22 protein-coding genes are annotated in these 24,122 nt (G+C 62.1%); 15 read left to right on the top strand and 7 right to left on the bottom strand.

The window, feature by feature from the left end:
* Window positions 1–119: 119 nt before the first annotated feature.
* Window positions 120–1,814, top strand: a complete 1,695-nt coding sequence (locus SB753_RS25530) for an ATP-binding domain-containing protein (RefSeq protein ID WP_087754478.1) — start codon at window positions 120–122, stop codon at window positions 1,812–1,814.
* 13 nt (window positions 1,815–1,827) lie between these two features.
* Here the strand turns inward: SB753_RS25530 and SB753_RS25525 are convergent, their stop codons facing one another.
* The gene (locus tag SB753_RS25525) at window positions 1,828–2,781 is read right to left on the bottom strand and encodes a phosphoribosyltransferase (protein ID WP_087754477.1); all 954 of its coding nucleotides are present in this window, start codon (window positions 2,779–2,781) and stop codon (window positions 1,828–1,830) included.
* Between the two features lie 219 nt (window positions 2,782–3,000).
* Between SB753_RS25525 and SB753_RS25520 the strand changes: the two genes are divergently transcribed.
* Window positions 3,001–3,543, top strand: coding sequence for a molybdopterin-dependent oxidoreductase (locus SB753_RS25520; protein WP_087754476.1), 543 nt, complete (start codon window positions 3,001–3,003; stop codon window positions 3,541–3,543).
* Window positions 3,513–5,363, top strand: coding sequence for a hybrid sensor histidine kinase/response regulator (locus tag SB753_RS25515; RefSeq protein WP_087754475.1), 1,851 nt, complete (start codon window positions 3,513–3,515; stop codon window positions 5,361–5,363). Before SB753_RS25520 ends, SB753_RS25515 begins: the two co-directional genes overlap by 31 nt.
* Before the next feature lie 27 nt (window positions 5,364–5,390).
* Here the strand turns inward: SB753_RS25515 and SB753_RS25510 are convergent, their stop codons facing one another.
* The 3 genes from SB753_RS25510 to SB753_RS25500 all read right to left on the bottom strand — a co-directional run bounded on the left by SB753_RS25510 (window position 5,391) and on the right by SB753_RS25500 (window position 8,125).
* Window positions 5,391–6,245, bottom strand: coding sequence for a helix-turn-helix domain-containing protein (locus SB753_RS25510; protein WP_020070367.1), 855 nt, complete (start codon window positions 6,243–6,245; stop codon window positions 5,391–5,393).
* 282 nt (window positions 6,246–6,527) lie between these two features.
* A complete protein-coding gene (locus SB753_RS25505) occupies window positions 6,528–7,868 on the bottom strand; it encodes a type II toxin-antitoxin system HipA family toxin (RefSeq protein WP_410802468.1) in 1,341 nt (446 codons plus the stop codon).
* A 2-nt stretch (window positions 7,869–7,870) separates the two neighbouring features.
* Window positions 7,871–8,125, bottom strand: a complete 255-nt coding sequence (locus SB753_RS25500) for a helix-turn-helix domain-containing protein (RefSeq protein ID WP_087754473.1) — start codon at window positions 8,123–8,125, stop codon at window positions 7,871–7,873.
* A 260-nt stretch (window positions 8,126–8,385) separates the two neighbouring features.
* Between SB753_RS25500 and SB753_RS25495 the strand changes: the two genes are divergently transcribed.
* The 5 genes from SB753_RS25495 to zwf all read left to right on the top strand — a co-directional run bounded on the left by SB753_RS25495 (window position 8,386) and on the right by zwf (window position 13,871).
* Entirely contained in the window at window positions 8,386–9,726 is a 1,341-nt protein-coding gene (locus SB753_RS25495) for an NAD(P)/FAD-dependent oxidoreductase (protein ID WP_087754472.1), read from the top strand.
* A 48-nt stretch (window positions 9,727–9,774) separates the two neighbouring features.
* Entirely contained in the window at window positions 9,775–10,407 is a 633-nt protein-coding gene (locus tag SB753_RS25490; protein WP_410802466.1) for a C39 family peptidase, read from the top strand.
* 153 nt (window positions 10,408–10,560) lie between these two features.
* Entirely contained in the window at window positions 10,561–10,824 is a 264-nt protein-coding gene (locus SB753_RS25485; RefSeq protein WP_087754470.1) for a hypothetical protein, read from the top strand.
* A 193-nt stretch (window positions 10,825–11,017) separates the two neighbouring features.
* Window positions 11,018–11,953, top strand: a complete 936-nt coding sequence (gene lhpI / locus SB753_RS25480; RefSeq protein WP_410802464.1) for a bifunctional Delta(1)-pyrroline-2-carboxylate/Delta(1)-piperideine-2-carboxylate reductase — start codon at window positions 11,018–11,020, stop codon at window positions 11,951–11,953.
* 436 nt (window positions 11,954–12,389) lie between these two features.
* Window positions 12,390–13,871 carry a glucose-6-phosphate dehydrogenase gene (gene zwf / locus SB753_RS25475; RefSeq protein WP_020070374.1) on the top strand — a complete coding sequence of 494 codons (1,482 nt, stop codon included), beginning with the start codon at window positions 12,390–12,392 and terminating at the stop codon, window positions 13,869–13,871.
* Window positions 13,872–13,946: 75 nt separating this feature from the next.
* Here the strand turns inward: zwf and icmH are convergent, their stop codons facing one another.
* The 3 genes from icmH to tssJ all read right to left on the bottom strand — a co-directional run bounded on the left by icmH (window position 13,947) and on the right by tssJ (window position 16,817).
* The gene (gene icmH / locus SB753_RS25470) at window positions 13,947–14,726 is read right to left on the bottom strand and encodes a type IVB secretion system protein IcmH/DotU (protein WP_020070375.1); all 780 of its coding nucleotides are present in this window, start codon (window positions 14,724–14,726) and stop codon (window positions 13,947–13,949) included.
* Entirely contained in the window at window positions 14,723–16,069 is a 1,347-nt protein-coding gene (tssK, locus tag SB753_RS25465; RefSeq protein ID WP_020070376.1) for a type VI secretion system baseplate subunit TssK, read from the bottom strand. The genes icmH and tssK overlap by 4 nt, the downstream gene beginning before the upstream one ends.
* Window positions 16,070–16,190: 121 nt before the next feature.
* Entirely contained in the window at window positions 16,191–16,817 is a 627-nt protein-coding gene (tssJ, locus tag SB753_RS25460) for a type VI secretion system lipoprotein TssJ (RefSeq protein WP_020070377.1), read from the bottom strand.
* Between the two features lie 372 nt (window positions 16,818–17,189).
* On the opposite strand from tssJ, the gene SB753_RS25455 reads away from it, so the two are divergent.
* The 7 genes from SB753_RS25455 (at window position 17,190) to tssG (ending at window position 24,115) form a co-directional block, all read left to right on the top strand.
* Entirely contained in the window at window positions 17,190–17,876 is a 687-nt protein-coding gene (locus SB753_RS25455; protein WP_392395229.1) for a tetratricopeptide repeat protein, read from the top strand.
* A 36-nt stretch (window positions 17,877–17,912) separates the two neighbouring features.
* Window positions 17,913–18,461 carry a type VI secretion system contractile sheath small subunit gene (gene tssB, locus SB753_RS25450; RefSeq protein ID WP_027779365.1) on the top strand — a complete coding sequence of 183 codons (549 nt, stop codon included), beginning with the start codon at window positions 17,913–17,915 and terminating at the stop codon, window positions 18,459–18,461.
* 14 nt (window positions 18,462–18,475) lie between these two features.
* Window positions 18,476–19,966 carry a type VI secretion system contractile sheath large subunit gene (tssC, locus tag SB753_RS25445; protein ID WP_020070380.1) on the top strand — a complete coding sequence of 497 codons (1,491 nt, stop codon included), beginning with the start codon at window positions 18,476–18,478 and terminating at the stop codon, window positions 19,964–19,966.
* A 72-nt stretch (window positions 19,967–20,038) separates the two neighbouring features.
* Window positions 20,039–20,542, top strand: a complete 504-nt coding sequence (locus SB753_RS25440) for an Hcp family type VI secretion system effector (RefSeq protein WP_020070381.1) — start codon at window positions 20,039–20,041, stop codon at window positions 20,540–20,542.
* A gap of 85 nt (window positions 20,543–20,627) precedes the next feature.
* On the top strand, window positions 20,628–21,107 hold the full coding sequence (tssE, locus tag SB753_RS25435) for a type VI secretion system baseplate subunit TssE (protein ID WP_020070382.1): 480 nt from the start codon (window positions 20,628–20,630) through the stop codon (window positions 21,105–21,107).
* Window positions 21,108–21,218: 111 nt separating this feature from the next.
* On the top strand, window positions 21,219–23,057 hold the full coding sequence (tssF, locus tag SB753_RS25430; RefSeq protein WP_410802461.1) for a type VI secretion system baseplate subunit TssF: 1,839 nt from the start codon (window positions 21,219–21,221) through the stop codon (window positions 23,055–23,057).
* A complete protein-coding gene (gene tssG, locus SB753_RS25425; protein ID WP_310071399.1) occupies window positions 23,021–24,115 on the top strand; it encodes a type VI secretion system baseplate subunit TssG in 1,095 nt (364 codons plus the stop codon). The genes tssF and tssG overlap by 37 nt, the downstream gene beginning before the upstream one ends.
* The last annotated feature ends 7 nt before the right edge of the window (window positions 24,116–24,122 follow it).

Below are 24,122 nucleotides of genomic sequence, written 5' to 3'. Positions count from 1 at the left end.
GATGCGCATACGTTTGGATGCGTGCGCGGCGATGCGGCCATCTCTCAACGGAACGCCGGAGCGCCGGCTGCTCGATGCGTTGCGTACAATGAGCGCACCGAAATACGACGAGGCACCGCATGGCCCGCATTGTCCCCGACGACTGGAAGAGCCTCGCCGCCACCGGCGCGGCGTCGCGCGAGCGGGAAACGCTCGCATTGCTGGAGCAGGCGCTCCCCGACGATTACACGGTCTATCACGGCGTGCACTGGACGCGGCTCAACCAGAACTTTTCCGTCTTCGGCGAGGCCGATTTTGTGATCGTCAGTCCGGCCGGGCGCGTAATGATCGTCGAACAGAAAACGGGCTTTCTGCGCGAAACACCGAAGGGGCTCGTCAAGGTTTATCTGCAGACCGAGCGCAACGTGGCGATCGCGCTCGCGCATACCATCGAAGGGTTGCACCGGCGCTTTACCGCCGCGTTCGGCGCGGGCACCTATTTCATCGAAGAATTGCTATATTGCCCCGACCATATCGTGAAGGACGCCGCGATTGCAGGCGTGAATCCCGCCCGGATCGTCGATGCGACGCGCCGCGACCGGCTCGCCGCAGTGATTCGCGAAGCGCTGCCGGCCGACGAGCCGCGCCTGCCGTGCGCGTCGAAAATCCACCACTTTCTCGCCGATGAACTCGCGCTCACCCCGGACGCAAGTGCTCTCGTCGGCCAGGCGGGCACGCTCGTCACGCGGCTCGCGGGCGGTCTTGCGACGTGGGCGCGGCGACTCGAATTCTCGCCGTTTCGCCTGCGCGTGATCGGCACGGCCGGCTCCGGCAAGACGCAACTGGCGGTGCAGGTAATGAAAGACGCCGTCGCGCGCGGCCAGCGTCCGCTATATGTGTGCTTCAACCGGCCGTTGGCCGACCATATCTCGCGCGTGGCGCCGCCCGAGGCGAAGGTCGCGAACTATCATCAACTGTGCGACTGGATTGCGCGTGATGCGGGCCGCGAGCCCGATTTCGAGTCAGGCCAGGTGTTCGATCAACTCGAAGCGATGTTTGCGGAAACGCCGATCGACGCGCGCTGGCAATTCGACGTGCTGATCGTCGACGAAGGCCAGGATTTTCAGGAGCCGTGGGTCGCCGCACTCGAACGCCTGCTAAGCCCGGGCGGCGCGTGGTGGTGGCTCGAAGATCCGCTGCAGAATCTCTATATGCGTGAACCGGTGTCGCTGCCAGGCTGGACCACGCTGAAAGAGACCACCAACTATCGCAGCCCGCGCGACATTCTTGACTACGTGCGCGACGTGGTCGGCGCAGCGGTGCCTGTTGCGGCGGCGCTTGCGTCGGGTAGTCCATTCGACGGCTCCGACATTTCGCTGTCGGTCTACGACGAAGCGAACGCCGCCGAAGGCAGCATCGAAGCGACCAAGCGCGCGATCACCCAGGCGCTGTCGCTTGGCTTTCGCAAACAGGACATCGCGGTGCTGTCGTTTCGCGGACGCGAAGGCTCGGCGATGACCGCGCAGGATCATCTCGGCCCGCATCGGCTGCGCAGTTTTACCGGGAAATACGATTTGTTTGGCAATCCAGAATATCGCGACGGCGACGTTCTGTTCGAATCGATCTATCGTTTCAAGGGGCAGGCGGCGCCCTGCGTGATTCTCACTGAAGTCGACTTCAATGCATTCGACGAACGTATCGCACGCAAACTGTTTGTCGGCGCCACGCGGGCAACAATGAAGCTCATCATCGTCGCTTCGCAGCGCGCAGCCCAGTATCTGCATTTGCGCGACGGCAAGGAGAGAAAGGAGAACAAGGAAGCGCGCGAAGTCTGACGCGCGCTCACCCTCACTCCGACGCCCACGCGCGCGCGCCGACCAGCATACCGGTGTGGGTGTGGGCGTCCCACCAGATCACGCGCAATAGCGGCGCCTGCTGCGCAATCAGCAAAGCCTGCACCGGATCGCTTTCCACGAAATGCGTGACGCCGCCCGCGAGCGCCGCAGCCGCTTTGTGAGCGGCCGCACCGGCCGGGCTCTCGTCGTGCGTGCCGGGCGTGCGCATCACCAGTTGCATATGGCCGAAGCCGTGCCGCTCCAGCCACGCCTGCGTGCGCGCGCGGTCCATTTCAGGCCGGCCCGTAATGATCGTGCGAACGCGTTTGAGGTCGATGCCCGGAAGCACTTCGAACGGCAGCAGTGCATCGCGTTCGAGCAGTGCCGCCGCGAGATCTTCGTCGTAACGCGCAAGCGGCACGTCGGGCAGCAGAATGCCGTCGAGGTCGATCGCATAAGTCGCGTAGTGGTGATCGTCTGCCATTGCCGGCGCATCGCCCGCTTCGACGCGTGCCCAGTCGTCGCGATAGCGCTCGGTGTAGGCCTGGCGTTCCCACGGGAATAGCGCGAAGTAGCCGCGGGCGTCGATTGCATAGTCCGGCTGCGTGCGGCTCAGGTCGTCGACGGCGCCCGTCAGCGTCTTCACATCGAGGCCATGCTGTTTGAGGAACGCAACGCAATCCACCAGCGTAAAGCCGCGGCCCGCAATGTCTTCGCACAGCAGGACCTTCGAGCCGGCCGGCGGGATGGACAGCGTCGAGTCCCATGCCACAGTGCGCGACGCGCGGTCATAGCGCAGAAACGCAACCGGCGCGCCGGCCGAATGCGAAACCATCAGTGCGAGTGGAGCGCCGCCTCGCAGAATGCCGATTGCCATCGCAAAACCTTCGGCGAGCAACGCGGGTTGCAGCGATTCGATCCAGTGGTCGAGTTGCTCATAGGTGAGGGGCAAAACCGGCTTGTTCATAACGCTCGTGAGGTCGCGCAACGCGTGTGGGAAAACCGCCGCCTGAAGCGCGACGCGCGTTGGCAGATAGCGCGGCGGTGGGCCTTCGTTTTTTCCTGCAAAGAATTTTGACGATATTATGCATGCCGTTCAGCGATCGCGCGTCGGGGTGGCGCGTGTGACGGCAAACGCGGGCGATGCGCCGCAAGAAAAACAACAGACCACGGAATAAAAGAGCAGATGACCAAAGTAACTGCAAGACTGCAACGCAGGTTTGGCGCGCACGCACGCGCGCGGTGGGCGATGGGGTTGATATTCGCGCTGACCGCCTGGAGCGTGCAGGCACAGACCGACGCGGCGGCGCTCTCGCTCGACGTGTCCGGCAAAATCGGCAAGACGAACGACGCGGCGCACCGTTCGTATCGCTTCGCCGAGGCGCAGCTGCTTGCGCTGCCGGCCCACTCGATCACCACCGCCACGACGTGGACGCCGCGCTCCACCTTCACAGGACCGCTGCTCGCGGATATTCTGAAGACGGTTGGTGCGTACGGCACGCAGGTTGAAATCCGCACGCTCGACGACTACACCTACACGGTCCCAGTGTCGGATTGCGACCGCTACGGCGTGGTTGTGGCGTACAGCATGAACGGCCGGCGCCTGAAGATCAGCGACTTCGGGCCCCTGTTCCTCATCTATCCGCGCGACGCGTTCCCCGATGAACTCGCGGGCGCCTCGGGCGATTCCAAATTCGTATGGCAGATCAAGGCACTCATAGTCAAGTAACGCGCCGTCCGTGGCGCCGGGTTTTATATGTGCTGATCTGGCTCACCGCGCTCGCCGCGCCGGCCGGCGCGATCGGCTATCTGCTCTACGCGAACCTGCTCAATCCGGGCACGACCGAGTCCCTCACAGGCTCGTACGACGGCTTCTATTGGGACGCGGCGCAACTGCAAATCGCCTACGCACGCTTCGAGAACCAGCTGTTGCTCTACCAGGCGGGCGTCGATGACGACTATCAGCGGCTCACGTTGCGCTACCAGTTGCTGCAATCGAAACTGCACGTCATGGAAGGCTCCACGCTGAGGCTCACGACGCAAGTCGCACTGGTGCAACGGCAACTCGACGAAATCCATGCGCTCGATCGCATGCTGACCGACCTGGCGCCTCAAGTCGCGTCACTGCCCAACGATCGCAGCGGAGTCAACCGGATCGTCGCCCAATTGCGCCAGCACTGGAACGAAGTGAACGATCTCGCGCTGAGCCGCCGTTTCGCCGATGTCGCCGACCGCGAAGCGATGAACCGCGATTACATCGACAAGCGCCGGCTGCTTTTTGCGGGCGGCATGATCCTGCTGCTGCTGTCCGCCGCGGCGACGCTGCTGCTCGTGGTGAACGGCCGGCGCCGCACGCGCCTCATGCATCAGCAGCACGCGGCGCTCGAAGCCGAGCATCAGGCGAGCCGTGCGGCGCGCGAGGCGAGCCTCGCGAAAGACGCGTTTCTCGGCATGATCAGTCACGAGCTGCGCACGCCGTTGCACGCGATTGTGTCGTCGATCGAGTTGCTTGGTTTCAACTATCACTCGGAAGCCGACCGCAAGGTGATTCAGCGGCTCGAGACCGCAGCGCGGCATCTCGAAGCGCAGATGAAGGACCTGACCGATTACGCGCGCCTCGGCGCGGGCAAGCTCGAACTGCGTCACGAGCATTTCGAGCCGCGCGAGCTGCTGGCGTCGATTGTCGACGAGCATGCCATGTCCGCCGCCGCGCGCGGCCTCACGCTCGAGAGCGAGGCGAGCGGCGTGAGCGGGCTCGTCGATTCGGACCCGCACCGGATTCGCCAGATCGTCAATAACCTCGTTACCAACGCCATCCGTTATACGGAAACCGGCACGGTGCGCGTGAAGCTGATGCAGCGGCCGGCGCTGCTGAGCTTCATAGTGAGCGACACTGGGCCGGGCGTGCCGCAGGCACAGATTCCACTGATCTTCGAAGAGTTCACGCAGCTGGACAGTTCGCGCACGCGCCGCTTTGAAGGCGCGGGCATGGGACTCGCAATCGTTCAGGGTCTCGTGAGGCTGTTCGGCGGCAGCGTTGAAGTGTCGAGCATGGTGGGCGTGGGCACCACGTTCACCGTGACCATTCCTGTTACGCCGGTCGCGTCTGCTCAGGCGCCCGGCGTCACCGCGCGGGCCGAGCCTGGCGGCGCGCGGCCCAGCGTGCTGATCGTCGACGATAACCGGCTGATGCGGGAGTCGCTCGGTGAAATGGTCGCGCATATGGAGTTCGACGTGCACGCGGTCGCCAATGCGGACGATGCTCTCGCGTGGCTCGATGCGCATCGTTGCGATGTCGTGCTGCTCGATCTGCACATGCCCGAACGCGACGGCTACGCGTTTCTCGCGGATCTGGCCGCGCGCGGCGGGCCGTCGTCGGAAGTGCCGGTGATCGTGGTCAGCGCTTATGCGCCGGAGGCCGGCGCGAAGCACGGCGGTGAGACAGAGAACGGCGCGCTGCCGTTCTTCGAGGCGTTGTTAAAGCCGATACATTACGGTGATCTGCGCAACGCATTGCAGCGCGCGCTGGCTTCCCGGCATACCGTCTAGGACAGCGCTGCGCGTTTCACGACCCGCTCAAGGCCGGTTCAGCCGCTTCGACAGATCGGCCACCAGAATCGCCATGCGCGCCGGCTTTTCGTAGCAGGCGACGTCGTAGTTGCGGATCACCTGGCTGATCTCCGACTCGCTCGCCTTGCCGGTCAGCAATTCGCCCGTCAGCACGAAAATCGGCGCATCGGGATTTTCCGACGCACGCACCGCGCGAATCGCGGCCGCCGATGTCTGCGAGCCGAACAGCCAGTCGATCACGATGCCGTCGAACACCTGCGTTTGCAACTGTTCGGCAAAAGCCGAAAGGCCGTAGATCGCCACTGCGGTGAAACCGCTGCGCTCCAGATAATCTCGCAGATTGTCGGCGCTCGCCTGATCGTCGTCGACAACGGCGATGGTCGGCTTGTCCGTTTCCGCACGGCGCGGATAAATCTCGATCTTGTGGACTTCATACGCGCTCTGGTAGAGCGTGCCGTCGTGACGCGCAACGCGCCACTGGCCGAGCTTGGAGTACGCGACGAATTCCGGCCGGCTGCCCGGTTCGAGCGCGGCGCCGACCCAGGCGGTGCAGGGCAACTCGATTGCGCCGATGCAGAACACGGCCTCCTGCGCGATCGCGCCGACCATGCCCGGGTCGAGCGATTGGGCGCCGAACAGTTGCGCGGCGGGCTCGCCGTACACCTCGGCGACCTTCTTGATTTGCGACAGGGTCCACGGGCTATTGCCGCGCAGCTTGCGGTGCCCCTGCGAAAAACTCAGATCGAGGATGCGGCAAAGTTCTGTGGTTTGCTGTCGCTTGCCGATTCCATGCCGGCTCATCAACTCGCGCACGCGCTCGGCGACTGCGATGGAGTCTGGTGAGTGTGTTTCGTTGGTCATACTGCGTGAAAATCCGCCGTCTTAAAGGGCTGTGGGGGCGATACGGCAGGCGTAGCGCGGCCGTGCATCATGGACACAAGGCAAAGCAGTACGCAGGGGACAGCAAATGTACCGTAAAAACACCGCGGTCAGGGTTTTTGTAAAGGCGCCGCTGTTTCTGTCAGGGAAAGCCCGAAATGCGACAGATTTAACGGTCATACGCGCGCACCCGCTATGCATAGCGCATAAAATGCATTTTACCGGCGAAACCGGACCGTATCCACCAAGCGCCCGGGGGCGACGTCATGCCGCCGGCATCTTCGCAAGTTTCGTAGCGGAATTCCGCAGGCCTTTGAAGATCCGCTCGGCGACCTTGCCCGGGAATCGTTCGGGCAATTCCGCAGAAACCTGTTCTATCACGTTCGGCGTCTGCCCGATCAGGCGCTCGATCAGCGGTTCCGCGCTCGCGCCATACGAGCACTTGAGTGCCATCGTGTTGAAGTGGCGCCGCTGCACGTCGCGAAAAGCGTCGTGCTTGCTGCGCGACCACATGCCCATTGCGAGGCGAGCCTTGAAGCACGACCATTGGTTAGGTCCGTTGCCCTCCACCGGCCAGATGGACATGACGTCGTAGAGCGGCGTCAGCCGGTATTGGCCGCCCGCCAGCAGGCGAATACTGAAGTTTTTCGCGTGGCCGTCCGGCGCGGCGAGCATCCAGAAGAGAATCTGGCTCGCGAGCAGCGTCTCGATGTCTTGCGCGGCCGTGACCGACTGCTGCAGCACGCGCGCCAGATCCAGCACGCCCGGACCGCCTTCGTTCTCGTACTTGAGGTGCGAAGGCACGCCGTAGACCTGGCAAAAGTCCTCCTGAGGCAGGCGCAGCAGCCATTGTCCGCTCGAATGCAGTTGCCGGTCGAAACGCTCGACGCTCAGCACACGTTGTTTGCCGAACGTCACGATTTCCGTGTTCGCTACGGGCAAGCCGTAAGCGCGCAGTATGCGCAGGCACAACCATTCGTTTTCGACCGACGTGCTTAGATCCGCCAGCTTGTTGCCGACGAGTCCGAGCGGCAGCTTGAAGATATGGGTGGTGGGCGTGGCGCCGTGCGGCCGTTTCCATTGTTCGTCGTGCCACAGCAGCGCAGTTTTCTCCTGTGCGCCGGCAAGCGAAATGCGGAAATCGTCGATTTCGTCTGTCGCGCCGAGCGCGGGTGCGCTGACGGTGCGCGTCAGCATGGTCTCGATCTCGGCGTCGGTCAGCGGCGTGCCCTCGATGCGGTCTACGCCCACCGGCGCATCGTCTTCGGGCAGCAACTGGACGGCGCCCACGCAGTCGCGGCCGATAGCTTGCAGCAGATCGAACGCGTCCAGCGTTTCGGTCCGGTAGCGCTGAGCGATACGCTTTCTGATGATGTCGCTGTCCGGCAGCAGGTTGTCGAAGTAGTTGAGCACCCGCGGCCCTTTGTGCGCGATGTTGCCGGGCATGAAAGGCAGCGAGAGCGACAGCGGCCGGCCGGCGGGCGAGTCGATCCAGGTGGCGTCGTAAGAAAATTCCATCGGACCGCGGGTCGGAAGGCGCCACACGCCCACGCGTTCGCCGTTCGCCCAGACGGAAAGCGCGCGTGAGTGAGTAGGGCGGGCCATGCTTACCATTCGGTGGAAAGCGTCGGCGCGGAGGCCGGCTGGTTTTTGTCGCGCAGCTGTAGCTGCAGCCCATAAGCACCGCACAGCGATAGCAGCTGGGCGACGGTCAGCGCGGCCGCGTCGGTCTCCCACGCCGAAATGCGGCTTTGACTCACGCCCACTCGTGCGGCGGCTTCGGCCTGCGTGAGACCCGCTTGCCGGCGGCTTGCAGCCAGCATTTGGGCAATCTGGTCTGGTGTGGCGATGAGATGGAGCATGGCAAAATATCCGTCGAACGAATAAATGCATTTTATTCGCCATGCGAATATCTGGCAAATATTCGTGTGGCGAATAAACGCAAAATATCTGTGAGACGGATATTTGCAAATTATTCGTCTCGCAGATAAACCGCATCCTCACTGAACTGCGCGGATCACGCGATTGACGAGCGGGTCCCGCAGGGCTCCGGGCGCCGTCGCCATTGCGGACAACCGGTTCGCCTGCGAAGATTACGCTCGCACTTAAAACCACTTGCCCGATGACCACGACTTATCCGCTGCACGCCGGCTTCAGCGTCGCCGACCAACCGTTTCCCAAGCACGCCGACGTAGTCATTGCCGGTGCCGGCATCATGGGTTGCGCAGCGGCCTACTACCTTGCGCGGCGCGGGTTGTCCGTAGTCGTACTCGACAAGTCGCGCATCGCCGGCCAGCAGTCGTCCCGAGCCTGGGGTTTCGTGCGCCAGCAGGGTCGCGAATCCGCCGAAGTCCCGCTGATGATGGCGAGCATACCGTTGTGGGAAACGCTCGAGCGCGAGTTGAACTTCGACCTCGAATGGCGTCAGGGCGGCTGCCTTTATGTGGCGAGTAGCGAGGAGGACTGGACCTCCTTCCAGCAATGGATGGACGTCGCGCGGGAACACGGGCTCGACACGCGTACGCTCGATCGGAAGCAGATCGATTCGGTGGTGACCGGCATGCAAGGCCCGGTGCTCGGCGGCCTCTATACGCCGAGCGACGGTCAGGCCGAGCCGCGCCGCGCCGCTGCCGCATTCGCGGCGCGGGCGCGGGAAGCGGGCGCGCTATTTTTCGAAGGCTGCGGCGTGCTCGGCGTGGAGCGCGCGGGCGGCGCGATCGCCGGCGTCGTCACAGAGCGCGGAACCATCCGCACGTCGCGTTTCATTTGCGCGGCCGGCGCGAGCAGCTGGCGTCTTCTGAAAACACTGGGCCTGGAATTGCCGCAGCAGGCGGTGCGCGGCACTTGCATGCGCACGAATCCGTTGCCGCCCGTCACCGCGTCCACGTTCTGGGGACATGGTCTGGGCGTGCGGCAACGCGCGAACGGCGCGATCAATCTCGCCGACGACATGCAGGTCGACGTCGACATGACGCTCGGCCATTTCCGCGCGCTGAAATGGTTTCTGCCCGAACTGTGGAGTCAGCGCGAGAAGTTCAGCTTTCATCTGAACGGCGCCTGCTTGCGGGACTTGCGCGACCGGCTGCCAGGCAGCGTGCCGCAGAGCGAGCGCGTGCTGCATCCGCGCGACCCGCATCCGCAGCCTAACGTGAGCCACGCGCCTCGCGCGCTTGCCAAACTGCGCGCGCTGTTTCCCGCGTTGAAGGACGCGCAGGTGGTCGAGTCGTGGGCGGGTCTGATCGACGTCCTGCCCGACGGGATTCCGGTGATCGACGCCCCGCCGCAGGTCAGCGGTCTTACGATTGCCACCGGCTTTTGCGGCCATGGTTTCGCGATGGGACCTATCGTCGGCAAGCTGCTTGCGGAGATAAACGACGGCGGGCAGGCGTCGCTGGATCTGTCGGCGTTTCGCCTGCAGCGTTTTTTCGACGGCACCATGCAGCGGCCCCGCAGCATGTTGTAAGCGGGTCTGCCGTCTTCGCGTCCCACACTTTTCATTGATCGCGTCAGCATGAACGAACCGACTCTGCGCCACGCCGCCGTGCCGTATCACACGCAATGGGGCAGCCCCGAATGGGTCCGCCATATCGTCGAGCAGAACGGCGATCCTTGCGACGACCCTGGCTGGCAGAAGAGCGGCTTCTCGGACCCGGAGCGCTACCGCTTCTGGGCCAAACGCCTGTGCGGTCTGACGTGCCTCGAATCCGCACTCGACTACTGGCGTATCGAACATCCGCCGCGCGCCGCGCTGCTCGACGAAGCGCTCGCGCGCGGCGTGTATCGACTCCGGGACGACGGCGGCGTCGACGGTCTTATTTATCACCCGTTCGCGGCGTGGGTGCAGCAGGCGTTCGGGGTGCGCGTCGACGTACTGTCAGAGGCGACGCTCGAAGAAATCGCCTCGCGTCTGAATTCGCGGACGCTCGCCGTTGTCTCCGTTAGCCCTGAGATCCGCTATCCGGAACGGCCCAACGAGCGCCGGGGCGGGCATCTGATTCTGCTGCACGGACGCGACGCGAACGGCGTATGGTTCCACAATCCTTCGGGGATCGGGCCGCAACAGGCCGACGTTTATCTGCCGTTCGCGACAATGACGCGCTTTTACGCCGGCCGCGGGATGGTGCTTAGTGTGAGCGAGGGCTAAGGCGAAGGCTTGAGGCAAAGGCTGTACAGCGAGCGCGGCAAGGCAAAACGGCACGCGCAGCGAGCACAACCGGCGCAACCGCACAGCCCGCAGTTGATCGGGCCCGTTTTCTGCTGTCACGCGTTGTATCGACATTGCGATACAGGACCCAATATGACCAGAATCCACGCCTTGCTCGCCGCCAGCCTTTTCGCCATCAGCGCCGTTACCGCCGCAAATGCCGCGACACAGGACGAACAGGCCAAGGCTTGTCGCGGCGACGCGATGCACTTTTGCGCCGCGGACATTCCTAACAAAGCGAAAATTACGGCCTGCATGAAGCAGCACATCGACGAACTGAGCCCGCCGTGCCGCGCGATGTTCAAAGGCGGCAAAAAGTCCGGCGACAGCAGCGGGAATTCGGGCGCTGCTCAGTGAGTCGGCGGTGAGTCCGCTGTGAGCGAGCGGGACACGCGCGAAGGGAAGGCCGCGGGCGGAGTTGCAGCGCGGTCACGGCTACCATCGTGACCGCCGTCATCGCCATAGTCTTCGTGAGAGAACTCATTGCGCGCTCTGAAGGCGGCGCGGCGTCGTAGAATCGCCTGTCTCCACTGCGACCAGACATCCGCTCATGACCCGTCCGACCACGCAGATTTTCGACGCCGCCGCGACAGCGCGGCTCACACCGTATGCCGCACTCGTCGACGCATTGAAGAGCGCGAGCATCGAGTACGCGCAGCAGCGCATAGCGAGTCCCGAGCGGCTTGTCGTGCCGCTGAATCAAGGCGGCATTTTGCTGTCGATGCCGGCAACCTCGCCGGATCTCGCAATCCACAAGCTCGTCAACGTGTGTCCCGGGAACGGGTCGCGCGGCTTGCCCACGATCCACGGCCAGGTGATGGCATTCGACGCCGACACTGGCGAGACGCTGTTTATTCTCGACGGCCCCACGGTCACGGGCCGCCGTACCGCGGCGATGTCGATGCTTGGTGTCCGGACATTTGCCGCGGCCGCGCCCCGCGAATTCGTGCTGATCGGCACCGGCACGCAGGCGCTGAATCATCTGGAAGCGATAGGCGAGCTGTACCCTGACGCGCGCGTGTGGGTGAAGGGCAGCGCGCCGGCGCGCGCCGAAGCGTTTTGCGCCGCGCATCGCAGCAAGGCATTCGAAGTCCTGCCGCTTGCGGATCCGGACGCAGCGCTGCCCGAGTCGGTCGACACGGTCATTGCTCTGACCACGAGCCGGCAACCCGTTTATCAGGAAGCGCCGCGCGTGAGTCGCCTCGTGATCGGCGTCGGCGCCTTTACGCCCGAGATGGTCGAAATCGGCGCCCGGACGATCGCGGACAGCGCACTTTTTGTCGACGACGAAGCCGGAGCAAAACACGAAGCCGGCGATTTCATCCAGGCAGGCGTGGATTGGAGCGACGTTCGGGGCATCGCGGCCGTGCTGGATAACTCAATGCCGCTGCCGGCTCGAACGCCGATCGTTTTCAAAAGCGTCGGCTGTGCCGCGTGGGATCTGGCGGCGTGCCGGGTCGCGCGCGAGGCTTTGGGCGGCGGCTGAGCCAGGCACGGCGAGGAGGGCGCCGCGCATCCTGCGCAGAGGACGCGACCGGCAGTTGCCTGGTAGCCCAGGTGGACCAGCTGCCGAGGCAACCTACTTAGGCCCGGCAACGCTAGTCGCATCCCGCTCAATAAGAAATCCCATCAAAACAGTGGCTTGCCGGGCCCCGTTGGCATATTGCGCCAATGTGCGGCGCATGTTGCCGTGCAAACAATCCCAAAACGTTGCACCATAGGCGTCTGCCAGAAAATTGTGCCGGTCAGCGCGCCGCGAGGCCGCCTGTCCACTTTTTCTGCCTTTGCCCCAGGCCTCGGCTCGAACGGCTCGAACGGCTCGAACGGTTCGAACGGCTCGAACGGTTCGAACGGTTCGAACGACCCAAACGGCCCGTTGGCTCCTGGCAACGCTTTCTTTCTCACGACGCTGCGACCGCGCTATGACGACCCAACACGCTTCTGCGACTCCCGACCTTCCGCTCGACATGATCATCTTCGGCGGCACTGGCGACCTGTCGTTTCGCAAGCTGCTCCCCGCGCTTTACATGGCGCATCTGCACTGCAACCTGCCGCCGGAAACGCGCATCCTGACGATCGGGCGCAAGCCGTGGTCGCGCGATGAGTACATCAACGAGTTCATGGAGCAGAAGGCCAAGCCCTTCATCGAAAAGAAGGCATTCGATGCCGCCGCATGGGACAAATTTCTCGCGCTATTCGAATACGTGCGCATGGACGTGGACTCGCCCGAAGACTATCAACGGCTGAAGGAAGCGTCGCGCGAAGGCGTACGCCGCGTGTTCTATCTCGCGACGTCGCCCGATCTGTTCATGAACATTTGCGAGAACCTCTCGGGCGCGGGCCTCGTAGACGGCAACTCACGCGTCGTGCTCGAAAAGCCGCTCGGCCATGATCTGGCGTCCGCGCAGGAAATCAACACGGCGGTCGGCAAGCATTTCAGCGAAGCGCAGATCTACCGGATCGACCACTACCTCGGCAAAGAAACCGTGCAGAACCTGATGGTGCTGCGCTTCGGCAATCCGATTTTCGGCCCGCTGTGGCAGGCGCCGTATATCAAACGCGTGCAAATTACGGTGGCCGAAACAGTCGGCGTGGGCAGCCGCGCGGGTTTCTACGACAAAACCGGCGCGCTGCGCGACATGGTGCAGAACCACCTGCTGCAACTGTTGTGCATCGTCGCAATGGAGCCGCCCGTGTCGCTCGACCCGGACGCGGTCCGCGACGAAAAGCTGAAGGTGCTGCGCTCGTTGCGGCCCATGACGCCCGAGGACATCGCCCGCGATACCGTGCGCGGCCAGTACACGGCGGGTGCGGTAGACGGCGAGGCGGTCAAGGGCTATCTGCAGGAAGACAACGTGCCGGCCGGAAGCCGCGCGGAGACGTTCGTCGCTTTGCGCGCGCATATCAACAACTGGCGCTGGGCCAACGTGCCGTTCTTCCTGCGTACCGGCAAACGCATGCAGAAAAAGGTATCGGAGATCGTCATTGAATTCTCCGAACTGCCGTTCTCGATCATTCCGAGCGGCGGACGCAACTACGGCAACCGTCTCGTGATCCAGTTGCAGCCCGAAGAGTCGATCCAGCTGCAAATGCTCGCGAAGGAACCGGGCAGCGGCATGCACATGCTGCCGGTAAATTTGAACCTCGACTTGCAGCAGGCATTCACCGAGCGTCGCGCGGAAGCCTACGAGCGTCTGCTGATCGACGTGATTCGCGGACGCCTCACGCACTTCATGCGCCGCGACGAACTGGAAGCTGCGTGGGCGTGGGCCGAGCCGATTCTCGAAGGCTGGGCCAAGTCGGGCGAGCGGCCGCGTAACTACACTGCGGGTACGTTCGGGCCGGCTGCGTCGACGGCACTGATGGCGCGCGAGAATGCGGTGTGGGCGGAGGAGTCGCAGTAAGCGGTCTTTTCTGTCGCAAGATGAAAAACGGCCCGCTGAACCAATGCGGGCCGTTTTACTAATAGCGAACTGACTTCAGGGCAACGAAATCGTCAGCGTGGCCGATTGCGGCCCCAGCTTGACCACCTGCGAATAGGGCGCCAATGTGCGCAACGTCTGATCGCGCAAATACGTGTTCAGGCCGAGATAGGCGAGCAGTCCGACCAGCGCGAACACCGCGCCGATCGACCACAACGGCACTTCGCGCTTCAGACGGTGCGCGACCTGATCGGGCAACGGCCAATGCGGTGCGAACGGCGCACGCTTACCCTTCATGTGCGCGATTTCGTCACCGATACGCGCGGTCAGATACGCAAGCTTCTCCGGCCCTTCCAGCAAGTACTTGCCTTGAAAGCCGAGCAGCAGGCACATGTGGAACACTTCGAGCGATTGCAAACGAGCCGCGCCTTGCGCGCGGCATTCCTCGAGATACTGGAAGAATTTTTCGCCCGCGAGCTGCTCGCCGAACAGCACCAGTTGAAGCGGCCGCCGCTCCCATTCCGTGCGAATCTTGAACGTGGACGACAACACCGACTCGTCTATCGCCGCACAGAACGCAAACTTCGACGCGTAGACGTCTTCGGCGGAGGCATTGAGCTTTTTCGCGCCGCGCTCGAAGTCGCCGAGAAACTGCTGAATGCGCTGGCTGAATTCGTGTGCTTCGCCAGGCTCGCGGCCGTTCTTCAACAGGAACAGCATGAAGAAGCCGTCGTACAGCAGGTCGAGTAGCGAACGGACCTGATAGCTCGGCTCGGTCGCCGGGGCGGGCGTCGCGGCAGGCGTGCTGCCGCCGAAGAGTGAAGGCGCGTAGCTCATGATGTAACCGCGATCAGTTCAAGTTGAAGATCGTTGATGCCCGACGGCGCATAGATCATTGCGGATTGCGCCTGCAACATGCGCTCATACAGTGCGCCGCGCGGCTCGAAGGAAAAATAGCACGCGCCCGGCCGCACCGGAATGGCAGGGGGCACCTGTGGCGTATAGACGAGCCGCACGCCCGGCATGGCCGAGAGCACGAGCTTGTCGACGTCGTCTGGCGCGCCGACCTTGAAGCGTGCCGGTACCGCTTCGACCAGTTCGGCGGTGGGCATGTCGGCGGATACTGCAATATAGAAGAGCGTCTTGTCGTCGATCTTGCCCGAGTCCAGCCGCCCGGCATGGAACGACGGACGCACTTCTTCGAGCGCGATCGCGAAGTAGCGTGTGGAGATCACGGTTTCCAGCAGATCGCGCAGGATCATATCGAGCCGGGCAAAGCCGGGGCCCGGATCGTCGTGACGATAAGCCGGCAGATCGGACAGCGCATAGCCCTTGGAAAACGTCATCAACTGGCCGGCAAGGCGCAGCAACTCCTGAAACAGCCGCTCCGGATGCAGCGCCGAATGCTGATACAGATGAGCGAGCGACGCGAACGCCGCGCTCGCCGTGTGCAGCAGCCAGAACGAAGCAATGTCGCCGGAACGGAACTCGATAATGTTCTTGGTCGGTTCGCGGTGAAAACCGTATAGCGCGTTGACCTTGGCCTGCAACGCGTCGATCAGCTGACGCAGCCGTTGATGCAGAACCGGCGAAGCGTCGATTGCGAGGCACGGCGGCACGAAGCTGTCGTCGATTTCAAAGCCCGACGTGGCTGTGCGGCGCACGCGCACGAGCGGCACCGAAAGCAGTTGATCGCGCGGCTCGCTGTGCGCGATCAACTTGACACTCGTCTTGAGGAAGGTGATGTCGGCTTCGGCCGCGTCGGTGAAATGATCGGCGACGGGAGTCTGCTCACTGACGTAGCGCGCGACGAAGCCCGCGTTGTTGTCGTGCGAATAATTGGCGCCCGTCTCGCGCAACGGATGCAGCGCGAGATAAAACGTAAATTCGTTGATGCCGTCGGGCAGCGTGTCCAACGCGATGGGCGGCGGCAGGTCGTCCGCTTGCGGCGCCGAATACAGTGCGCCGTCGGGGAACACCAGCGAAAGCTCGCTGACACGCAGCACGTTGCTGCCAAGTGCATCACGGTCGAAACGCGCCGAACGCACGCCCCAGTTGTACGGCTGGATAGCCTGAATGGACTCGAACAGGCGCGCCTCGTGATAGGCGTCCTGACGCTGAAAATGCTGCGGCCTCAGAAACAGGCCTTCCCCCCAGAGCACTTTTGCGGAATAACTCATCTCAAACCTGTTATATGGGTTCAGCGTGCGGCGCGGCCGCAATAAGCCTATTCGGGCGCCGCATTGTTAATTCTCTTGAAAATGTTAAATCTCACTGCCTCCGCATCTTTCGCGGCAGGTTTTAACCACAGCTAACAGCGGAAAGCATATTCAGCGGCTGCGCGGGCAATCCCTGTTCTGGCGGGATCACCGTGCCGTTGGTCACCGTCATTGCGCAGTTATGCAGGCCGATCATTATGCCGGATTTCTCCGACTTCGCCGGGTCGAAGGCGAATTTCCAACGCTGCATGGCCGGATCGCGGAATAGAGCGACGATACCGAAGGCTTGCGCTTCACGCGATACCTTTTCGGTAACAACGTAACGTTGGCCTGGGATCAGCGTCACTTCACGCACGCCCAGCAGATCGCCGCCGAGTATGGTCTTTTCCTTTGCCGGATCGGTAAATGCGTCGAATGGCGCCTGTTGGAATGAAGTGGGATCTTTCAATGTGTAAAGCCGCACCACCAGCGCAAATGGCCGCTTGTCATTCGCGGCATTCAGATTGGGCGCCGCATATAACGTGAGGCCGACATTGCGCGGCGGTTTTTGCGCGTCCGGCAAATCAGGCTTGCCGAGGCCGCTCGCCTGCAAAGCCGCGTTGGCAGCGGCTCCCAGCACGGTAACGCCTGCGGCACAACCCCCTAGCGCGGCGCACAAGGCGGCGTTTGCAATCAATAGCGATGCATGGCGAACAAGACGCGAATTCATATACTTCGACCGGCTGGCCGCCGTCCCCCGTCTAAACATCGATAACAAAATAATTTCTGCAGAACTTCACCAACTAATGCCGCTTTCTGCCGTTTACTGCCTCGCGATGCTGCTTGCATGTAATGCCGCGCATACATTGGCTTTGCGCCCGGTGAGTGGCAAAATTTCCCGTTTACCCGACTGCCCCTATTGCGCCAGGAAACAATTTCTGCGTGCCTGGTTTTAAAGATCCATGCGTATTTTTTTCGTGCAATGCTTCTTCACATGAAAGTTGAATTATCGAAAATTGGCCTGTACTATACCCGCGCACTTGAAGCAAAGCAAAACTCCGGTTTCTCCTTGAATTAAAAAATCGCACGTCGGTGAAAAACGATGAATGACCGTCTGTTAGTAAAACTATCTGGGGTAGTGTTGGCATGCGGCGTGATCGCCGGTTGCGCGACACAAGGCAACAACACGGCGACCACACCGGAGGCTTTTAATAAGCAGCTCGCGGACGCAGATACTGTAGCGAAAGGCGGCGATCAGGATCGTGCTATCGCGCTTTATCAGCAGCTTTCAAAATCAGATCCGACGCGCGAAGAACCGTGGTCGCGCATTGCGCAGATCCAGTTTGCGCAAGGTCATTACGGTCAGGCTATCGTCGCCGCGCAAGAGGCGCTGCAGCGCGACCAGACCGACCGTCAGGCAAAGAGCGTACTGGCCGTGGCAGGTCTTCGCGTCGCCACTCAATCGCTCGGTGAATTGCGTCAGGACGCGTCGCTCGCGGGCGACGCCAAGTCGGACGCGCAAGCGCTCGCCAAGCAGTTGCGCGACACGCTGGGTGAAGCCACGTTGTTCCCGCCTGACCCGAGCGACAAGACGACTGCAAAGAAAAAGCGCGTGATTCGCCGCGTCGCGAAGAGCAAGACAGTAGAGGCGCCTGATGCGAGCACCACGGCTGCGGCTCCGGCCGCCACGCCGGCGGCTCCGGCGGCGCCTGCCCCTGCGGCACCCGCAGCGCCCGCAAAGGCCGCGCAAAGCGGCGGCGCGTCAGATCCGTTCAGCGCGCTGCGCTGATCTCCACGTCTCACCATCAGCATTCGGGAGCCGACGATGGCGAAGAAAGAAAGCATACAAAAACGCTTGCAAAAAGTGCGGCCGCCCCGCGTGCAGCTGACCTATGAGGTCGAGCGCGGCGATGCGATCGAGGTGAAAGAGCTGCCGTTCGTCGTCGGCGTGGTGGCCGATCTGGCGGGGCAATCCGAAGTCGATCAGCCGAAGCTTCGCGATCGCAAGTTCGTCAATATCGACCGCGACAATTTCGACGACGTGATGAAGGCGATCGAGCCGCGCGCTGCGTTCCAGGTGGAAAACCGCCTGAGCGAAGCCGGTGGCAAATTTGCCGTAGATCTGCGTTTCAAGTCGATGGCCGATTTCAATCCGGACGAAGTGGTCGCGCAAATCGAGCCGTTGCGGCGTCTGCTCGAAGCACGTTCGAAGCTCGCGGATCTGCGCAACAAGCTCGCCGGCAACGACAAGCTCGAAGATCTGCTTTCCGAAGTGCTCAACAACACGCAGCAGTTGCAAACTCTGGCGAAAGATCAGGGCAATGCGGCGGACCAGAACGGCGGCGCGCCGGACCACGACAAGCAAGGCGAATAAGTACGGGGTGTGAGATGAACCAGCAAACAGCAGCGGCCCAACTCGCTACTGCGCAAAGCGGTCCGGAATCCACGCTGCTCGACGAGATCGTCGAGAAAAGCCGCGTGGCGAAGTCCGATTCCGAACATGCGCGTGCGAAAGACCTGATCGGCGAACTCGTGCATCAGGTGCTCGACGGCACCGTGGTCGTCTCCGACAACCTGTCGGCAACGATCGACGCACGCGTTGCGGAACTCGACCGCCTCATTTCCGCGCAGTTGAGCGCGGTGATGCATGCACCCGAATTCCAGCGCATGGAAAGCACCTGGCGCGGTCTGGACTATCTGTGCAAGGAGAGCAACACCGGCTCGACGGTCAAGATCAAGGCGCTGCATGCGCCCAAGCGCGATCTCGTGCGTGACTTCAAGACCGCGATCGAATTCGATCAAAGCGCGCTCTTCAAGAAGATCTACGAAGAAGAGTTCGGCACATTCGGCGGCTCGCCGTTCGGCGCGATCATCGGCGATTTCGAGGTCACGCGTCAGCCCGAAGACGTCTATTTCATCGAGCAGATGTCGCATGTCGCGGCGGCCGCGCATGCGCCGTTCATCGCTTCGGCGTCGCCCGAATTGCTGGGCCTCGAAACGTTTGCCGATCTGGGCAAGCCGCGCGACCTCGGCAAGGTGTTCGACACCGTCGAATACGCGAAGTGGAAGTCGTTCCGCGACTCCGAAGATTCGCGATACGTGGGCCTCACGCTGCCGCGCTTTCTCGGCCGCCTGCCGTTCAATCCGAAAGACGGCGCCACGGCGGAAGGCTTCAACTTTGTGGAAGACGTCGACGGCACCGATCACAGCAAGTACTTGTGGTGCAACGCTGCGTGGGCATTCGCTGCGCGCCTCACGGCTGCATTCGACGATTTCGGCTGGTGTGCAGCCATTCGCGGCGTGGAAGGCGGCGGTCTGGTGGAAGATCTGCCGACTCACACCTTCAAGACCGACGACGGTGAAGTCGCGCTCAAATGCCCGACCGAAATCGCTATTACCGATCGCCGGGAAAAAGAGTTGAGCGACCTGGGTTTCATTCCGCTCGTGCATTGCAAGAACTCCGACTACGCCGCGTTCTTCGCCGCGCAATCGGTGCAAAAGCCCAAGAAATACAGCACCGACAGCGCAAATGCGAATGCCGTTCTGTCCGCGCAATTGCAGTACATCTTCTCGGTATCGCGCGTTGCGCATTACCTGAAGGCAATGATGCGCGACAAGATCGGCAGCTTTGCATCGGCGCAGAACGTCGAGGTCTTTCTCAATCGCTGGATCTCGCAGTACGTGCTGCTGGATGACAACGCAACCCAGGAACAGAAGGCGCAGTTCCCGTTGCGCGAAGCATCCATCCAGGTCTCGGAGATTCCGGGCAAGCCCGGCGCATATCGCTCGGTTGCTTTCCTGCGCCCGCATTTCCAGCTCGACGAACTGTCGATCTCCTTGCGGCTCGTCGCCGATCTGCCGAAACCGGCCAATTCATAAACGAAGTCAGAAAACCCGGGCCGGCCGCCCGGGTTAGCTGTTAAAACCACCTCTTTGGGGAGTCGATGAGTTATGAAGGACATCTATTTAAAATTCGGCAATCCGGCGATCAAAGGCGAGTCTGCCGATAAAGATCACGCTGGCTGGATCGAAATCGATTCGTGGAGCCACTCGATCACGCAACCGCGCTCGGCCACGGCTTCGACCGCGGGCGGCCACACGTCTGAGCGTTGCGAACACGCGGACATGCAGTTCACGAAAGACATCGACGTAGTCAGCCCGCTGATCTATCAGCACGCATCGGGCGGCACGACGTTCGACGAAGTCACCATCGATTTCATGCGTTCGGACGGCGAAGGCAATCGCATCAAGTACCTCGAAGTAAAGCTGAAGTACGTGATCATTTCGAGCGTGACGCCGAGCGTCGTTGGCGAAGGTCTGCCTACCGAACAGTTCTCGCTGAAGTACGCAGCCGTGCAGTGGAAGTACACGCAGCAGAAGATCGGTGGCAACCAGGGCGGCAACGCGCAGGGCGCGTGGAGCCTGACGAAGAACGACAAGACGTACGCGGTCTGATGCATGGGCGCACGCGGCGCGCGCGGCCCGGAAGGGCTGCAGCGCATGGCGTGCGCACTGCATCTAACCGCTTCTTCTGACGCCGATGAAACGCTTCGAACCCAGCTTTCTCGACAAGCTGTTCGACGACGAACCGCATCTGCCGGCTTCACCGGCGATGCGGCAATTGTCGTTGGAGGAGTTAAAGGGCACTGTCGCGCGAGATGTCGAAGCGATACTGAACACGCGCATCGCGCTGACCGAGCATGAGCTCGCGGCTTTGCCCGAATGTCAGCGCTCCGTGCTCACGTATGGCCTGAACGACTTCGCAGGACTGAGCCTCGCGAGTCACTACGACCGCACGTTCATCTGCAAGTCGATTCAACAGGCAATTGCGCGGCATGAGCCGCGCTTGCAGCAGGTATCGGTCACGCTCGAACTGAACGAACAATCGACCAACGCGCTGAATTTCGCAATTCAGGCGCTGCTGGTCGTTCATCCGGCAGAAGAACCGGTGAGTTTCGACGCGATGTTGCAGCCGTCCACATTGCAATACTCGGTGACGCGCGCACGCGCAAAATTGTAGACGCTGTTTTTAGCTTGATACCGCTTGGCTTCAATGCCGCTTCCCCGCCGCCGCCACGCGCACCGGTGGCAGTAGTGAAGCGGAGAGGGTTCGGGTCCGGGGATTAGATCGATGGAAGAATTGCTGCCGTATTACGAGCGCGAGTTGTCATTTTTGCGGCGCTATTCACGCGACTTCGCGGAGCGCTACCCGAAGATCGCCGCGCGTCTTGCCATGTCGGGCGAGCACTGCGAGGACCCGCATGTCGAGCGAATGATCGAGTCGTTCGCGCTGCTCGGCGCACGCATCAACAAGAAGCTCGACGACGACTACCCCGAGTTCACCGAAGCGCTGCTGGAAGTGCTGTATCCGCATTATCTGCGGCCATTTCCGTCGTGTTCGATTGCGCAATTGGGCAACTCCGCCGCATTGAGTCATCTGACGGAACCGGTCACGATCGAACGCGGTACTGAGCTGAAGTCGCGGCCCATTCGCGGCGTGCAATGCCGTTTCCGGACCGCGTACGACGTCACGCTCGCACCGGTTCGTATCTCGGAGGCGAAGTACACGTCAGTCGCAATGGCGCCCAGCGCGACCGTGCTACCCGGCAATGCGACCGCAATCGTTTCGATCACCTTCGAATCCACCGCCGCGCAACTCGATCTGTCCGCGTTGAAGGTGGATACGTTGCGCGCGCATCTGCACGGCGAGCAGTCGTTCATTGCGGCGCTCGCCGACTGCCTGTTCGTCAATGCTATGGCCACATATGTCGAAGCCGACCGGCGCGGCGTATGGACGCAACTGCGTGCATCGCCGCTCGTGCAGGCAGGCTTTGACGAGCAAGACGCGCTGATCGACTATCCGGCCAGGTCCCATCCGGCTTATCGGCTCCTCACCGAGTACTTTGCATTCCCGGAAAAATTCAATTTCGCCGACTTCGATCTGACCGCAATGACGCGCGCGACAGGGCGCTGCCAACGCCTGACACTGCACGTCGTGCTGAAAGAAGTGCGCAGCGATTCGCATGTCGCCAGGCTTCTCGACGCTTTGTCGGCGCATCATTTCCGTCTCTTCTGCACGCCGGTGGTGAATCTGTTCGAACAGCACGGCGAACCGATTCGCGTGACCCATCAGGCGGTCTCGTACCCGGTGATTGCTGAAGCGCGCCGCGCATTTGCCTACGAGGTTTATTCGATCGATTCGGTCAAGCTCGTCAGGCAACAGGCGCATCAGGAATCGGTCACCGAATTCAGGCCGTTCTATTCGCTGCATCACGGCGAGGCCGCACGCGCCGGACACTACTGGTTCGCGCGCCGCAACGACTGGGTCGCGCAAAAGAGCCCAGGCTACGAGACCGAGATCTCGATTGTCGATATCGACTTTGAACCGGCGGCGCCGCAAACCGACACGTTGAGTCTCGATCTGACCTGTACGAACCGCGACTTGCCAGCGGGCCTCGCCGTGGGTCTCGAAGGCGGCGATCTCTTTCTCGAAGGCGGGTCGCTGACGGGCAGCATTACGATGTTGCGCCGGCCCGCGCCGAGTGTGCGTTTCGAACGCGGCCGGGCCGCGCATTGGCGGCTCATTTCGCATCTCGCGCTGAACCATGTGTCGCTCGCGAATAGCGGGCTTTCCGCGCTGAAGGAAATGCTGGTGCTCTACGATTTGCGGCGCACGGCGGTGTCGGCGCGGCATATCGACGGTCTTGTCGGGATCGAGCAGCGCGCGGCCGTGCAATGGCTGCCCGGCAAACCGTTCGCGACGTTCGTGCGCGGCATTGAGATTCGCTTGACCATCGACGAAGAGCATTTTGTCGGCACGAGTCTCGCGTCTTTCGTGCGCGTGATCGACACATTCTTTGGGCTGTATGTGCATCTGAACAGCTTTGTGCAACTGGTCGTCGTGTCGAAGCGCACTGGCGAGGAGATCTTGCGATGCAAACCGCGCAGCGGCGAATCGATCCTGGCGTAGTCGAGCAGCTTCTCGACGAACCACATCGCTTTGAATTTTTTCAGGCGGTGCGGCTGTTCGAAAAGTGGTTCGCACAACAATCGCCGTCTGACACCGGACGTTCCGGCGATATCGTCGCGCAGCGCATTGCCTTTCGCAATTCGCTCTCCATGTCTTTCCCGCCGAGCGAGATCCACGGTGCGCAATCGTACGACGACGAAGGCACTGCGCTAAAGGAAAAGGCTCAGCGTACGGCCGCGCTCGAAGACGGCTCGCTCGAAAAAGTGGACATCACGCCGGCATTTTTCGGCTTGCTCGGCGGGCAGGGCGCGTTGCCGCTGCATTACACCGAGCAGATCATCGCCCGTGAACAGATCAAGCGCGACCGCGCCGCGCGCGAATTTTTCGATGTGTTTTCCAATCGCGCCACCGCGCTTTTTTACGCGGCGTGGAAGAAGTACCGCTTGCCGTTCCATTACGAACTGGATCGCGACGAACGCTACTTGCCGTTGTTGCTTGCTCTCGCGGGCGTTGCGGACAACGACACCCGCACCAGTCTGCAAACTGGCGAGGGCGCGCTATTCGACGAAGCGATTGCCGGCTATGCGCTGCCCGCGCGGCACAGGCCAGTGTCGGCAGCGTATTTGCAACGCACGTTGTCCGAATACTTCAAGGTGCCGGTGCGTGTCGAGCAGTTCGTCGGCAAATGGTATGACGTGCCGCGCGATCAGTTGACGCTGCTCGGCAGCGTCAACGCAACACTTGGCGCGACTGCGCTCGCGGGGGAGCGCGTCTGGCAGCGCGACATGCGCGCGCGGCTCGTGATCGGACCGCTCGACAAAGCTGACTACGAGGCGTTTCTGCCCGGTGCGGACCGCGCCGTTGCGCTGGAACGCATGCTTACGCTGCTGGCGGGCATCACGCTCGAATACGAAGTGGCGCTAGTGCTGCGCCGCGAGGCCGTGGGCCCGACGCTTCTCAGTAAGGGCGCACGCCTCGGTTGGGACGCGTTTCTCTGTACACGCGACGCCGAGCGCGACCGCATGGATGCGCGTTACGAACTGCACGTGATTCACTGACCATAAC

Source organism: Paraburkholderia sp. SIMBA_053 (assembly GCF_046534895.1).
In the GTDB taxonomy this organism is placed as follows: Bacteria; Pseudomonadota; Gammaproteobacteria; order Burkholderiales; family Burkholderiaceae; genus Paraburkholderia; species Paraburkholderia caledonica.
This window is presented reverse-complemented; position numbering and strand designations above follow the sequence as displayed.

Bases quoted from the DNA above. Each gene is read 5' to 3' on its own strand.
- SB753_RS25530 (WP_087754478.1), top strand. From the start codon at position 120: ATGGCCCGCATTGTCCCCGACGACTGGAAGAGCCTCGCCGCCACCGGC.
- SB753_RS25525 (WP_087754477.1), bottom strand. From the start codon at position 2,781: ATGAACAAGCCGGTTTTGCCCCTCACCTATGAGCAACTCGACCACTGG.
- SB753_RS25520 (WP_087754476.1), top strand. From the start codon at position 3,001: ATGACCAAAGTAACTGCAAGACTGCAACGCAGGTTTGGCGCGCACGCA.
- SB753_RS25515 (WP_087754475.1), top strand. From the start codon at position 3,513: ATGGCAGATCAAGGCACTCATAGTCAAGTAACGCGCCGTCCGTGGCGC.
- SB753_RS25510 (WP_020070367.1), bottom strand. From the start codon at position 6,245: ATGACCAACGAAACACACTCACCAGACTCCATCGCAGTCGCCGAGCGC.
- SB753_RS25505 (WP_410802468.1), bottom strand. From the start codon at position 7,868: ATGGCCCGCCCTACTCACTCACGCGCGCTTTCCGTCTGGGCGAACGGC.
- SB753_RS25500 (WP_087754473.1), bottom strand. From the start codon at position 8,125: ATGCTCCATCTCATCGCCACACCAGACCAGATTGCCCAAATGCTGGCT.
- SB753_RS25495 (WP_087754472.1), top strand. From the start codon at position 8,386: ATGACCACGACTTATCCGCTGCACGCCGGCTTCAGCGTCGCCGACCAA.
- SB753_RS25490 (WP_410802466.1), top strand. From the start codon at position 9,775: ATGAACGAACCGACTCTGCGCCACGCCGCCGTGCCGTATCACACGCAA.
- SB753_RS25485 (WP_087754470.1), top strand. From the start codon at position 10,561: ATGACCAGAATCCACGCCTTGCTCGCCGCCAGCCTTTTCGCCATCAGC.
- lhpI (WP_410802464.1), top strand. From the start codon at position 11,018: ATGACCCGTCCGACCACGCAGATTTTCGACGCCGCCGCGACAGCGCGG.
- zwf (WP_020070374.1), top strand. From the start codon at position 12,390: ATGACGACCCAACACGCTTCTGCGACTCCCGACCTTCCGCTCGACATG.
- icmH (WP_020070375.1), bottom strand. From the start codon at position 14,726: ATGAGCTACGCGCCTTCACTCTTCGGCGGCAGCACGCCTGCCGCGACG.
- tssK (WP_020070376.1), bottom strand. From the start codon at position 16,069: ATGAGTTATTCCGCAAAAGTGCTCTGGGGGGAAGGCCTGTTTCTGAGG.
- tssJ (WP_020070377.1), bottom strand. From the start codon at position 16,817: ATGAATTCGCGTCTTGTTCGCCATGCATCGCTATTGATTGCAAACGCC.
- SB753_RS25455 (WP_392395229.1), top strand. From the start codon at position 17,190: ATGAATGACCGTCTGTTAGTAAAACTATCTGGGGTAGTGTTGGCATGC.
- tssB (WP_027779365.1), top strand. From the start codon at position 17,913: ATGGCGAAGAAAGAAAGCATACAAAAACGCTTGCAAAAAGTGCGGCCG.
- tssC (WP_020070380.1), top strand. From the start codon at position 18,476: ATGAACCAGCAAACAGCAGCGGCCCAACTCGCTACTGCGCAAAGCGGT.
- SB753_RS25440 (WP_020070381.1), top strand. From the start codon at position 20,039: ATGAAGGACATCTATTTAAAATTCGGCAATCCGGCGATCAAAGGCGAG.
- tssE (WP_020070382.1), top strand. From the start codon at position 20,628: ATGAAACGCTTCGAACCCAGCTTTCTCGACAAGCTGTTCGACGACGAA.
- tssF (WP_410802461.1), top strand. From the start codon at position 21,219: ATGGAAGAATTGCTGCCGTATTACGAGCGCGAGTTGTCATTTTTGCGG.
- tssG (WP_310071399.1), top strand. From the start codon at position 23,021: ATGCAAACCGCGCAGCGGCGAATCGATCCTGGCGTAGTCGAGCAGCTT.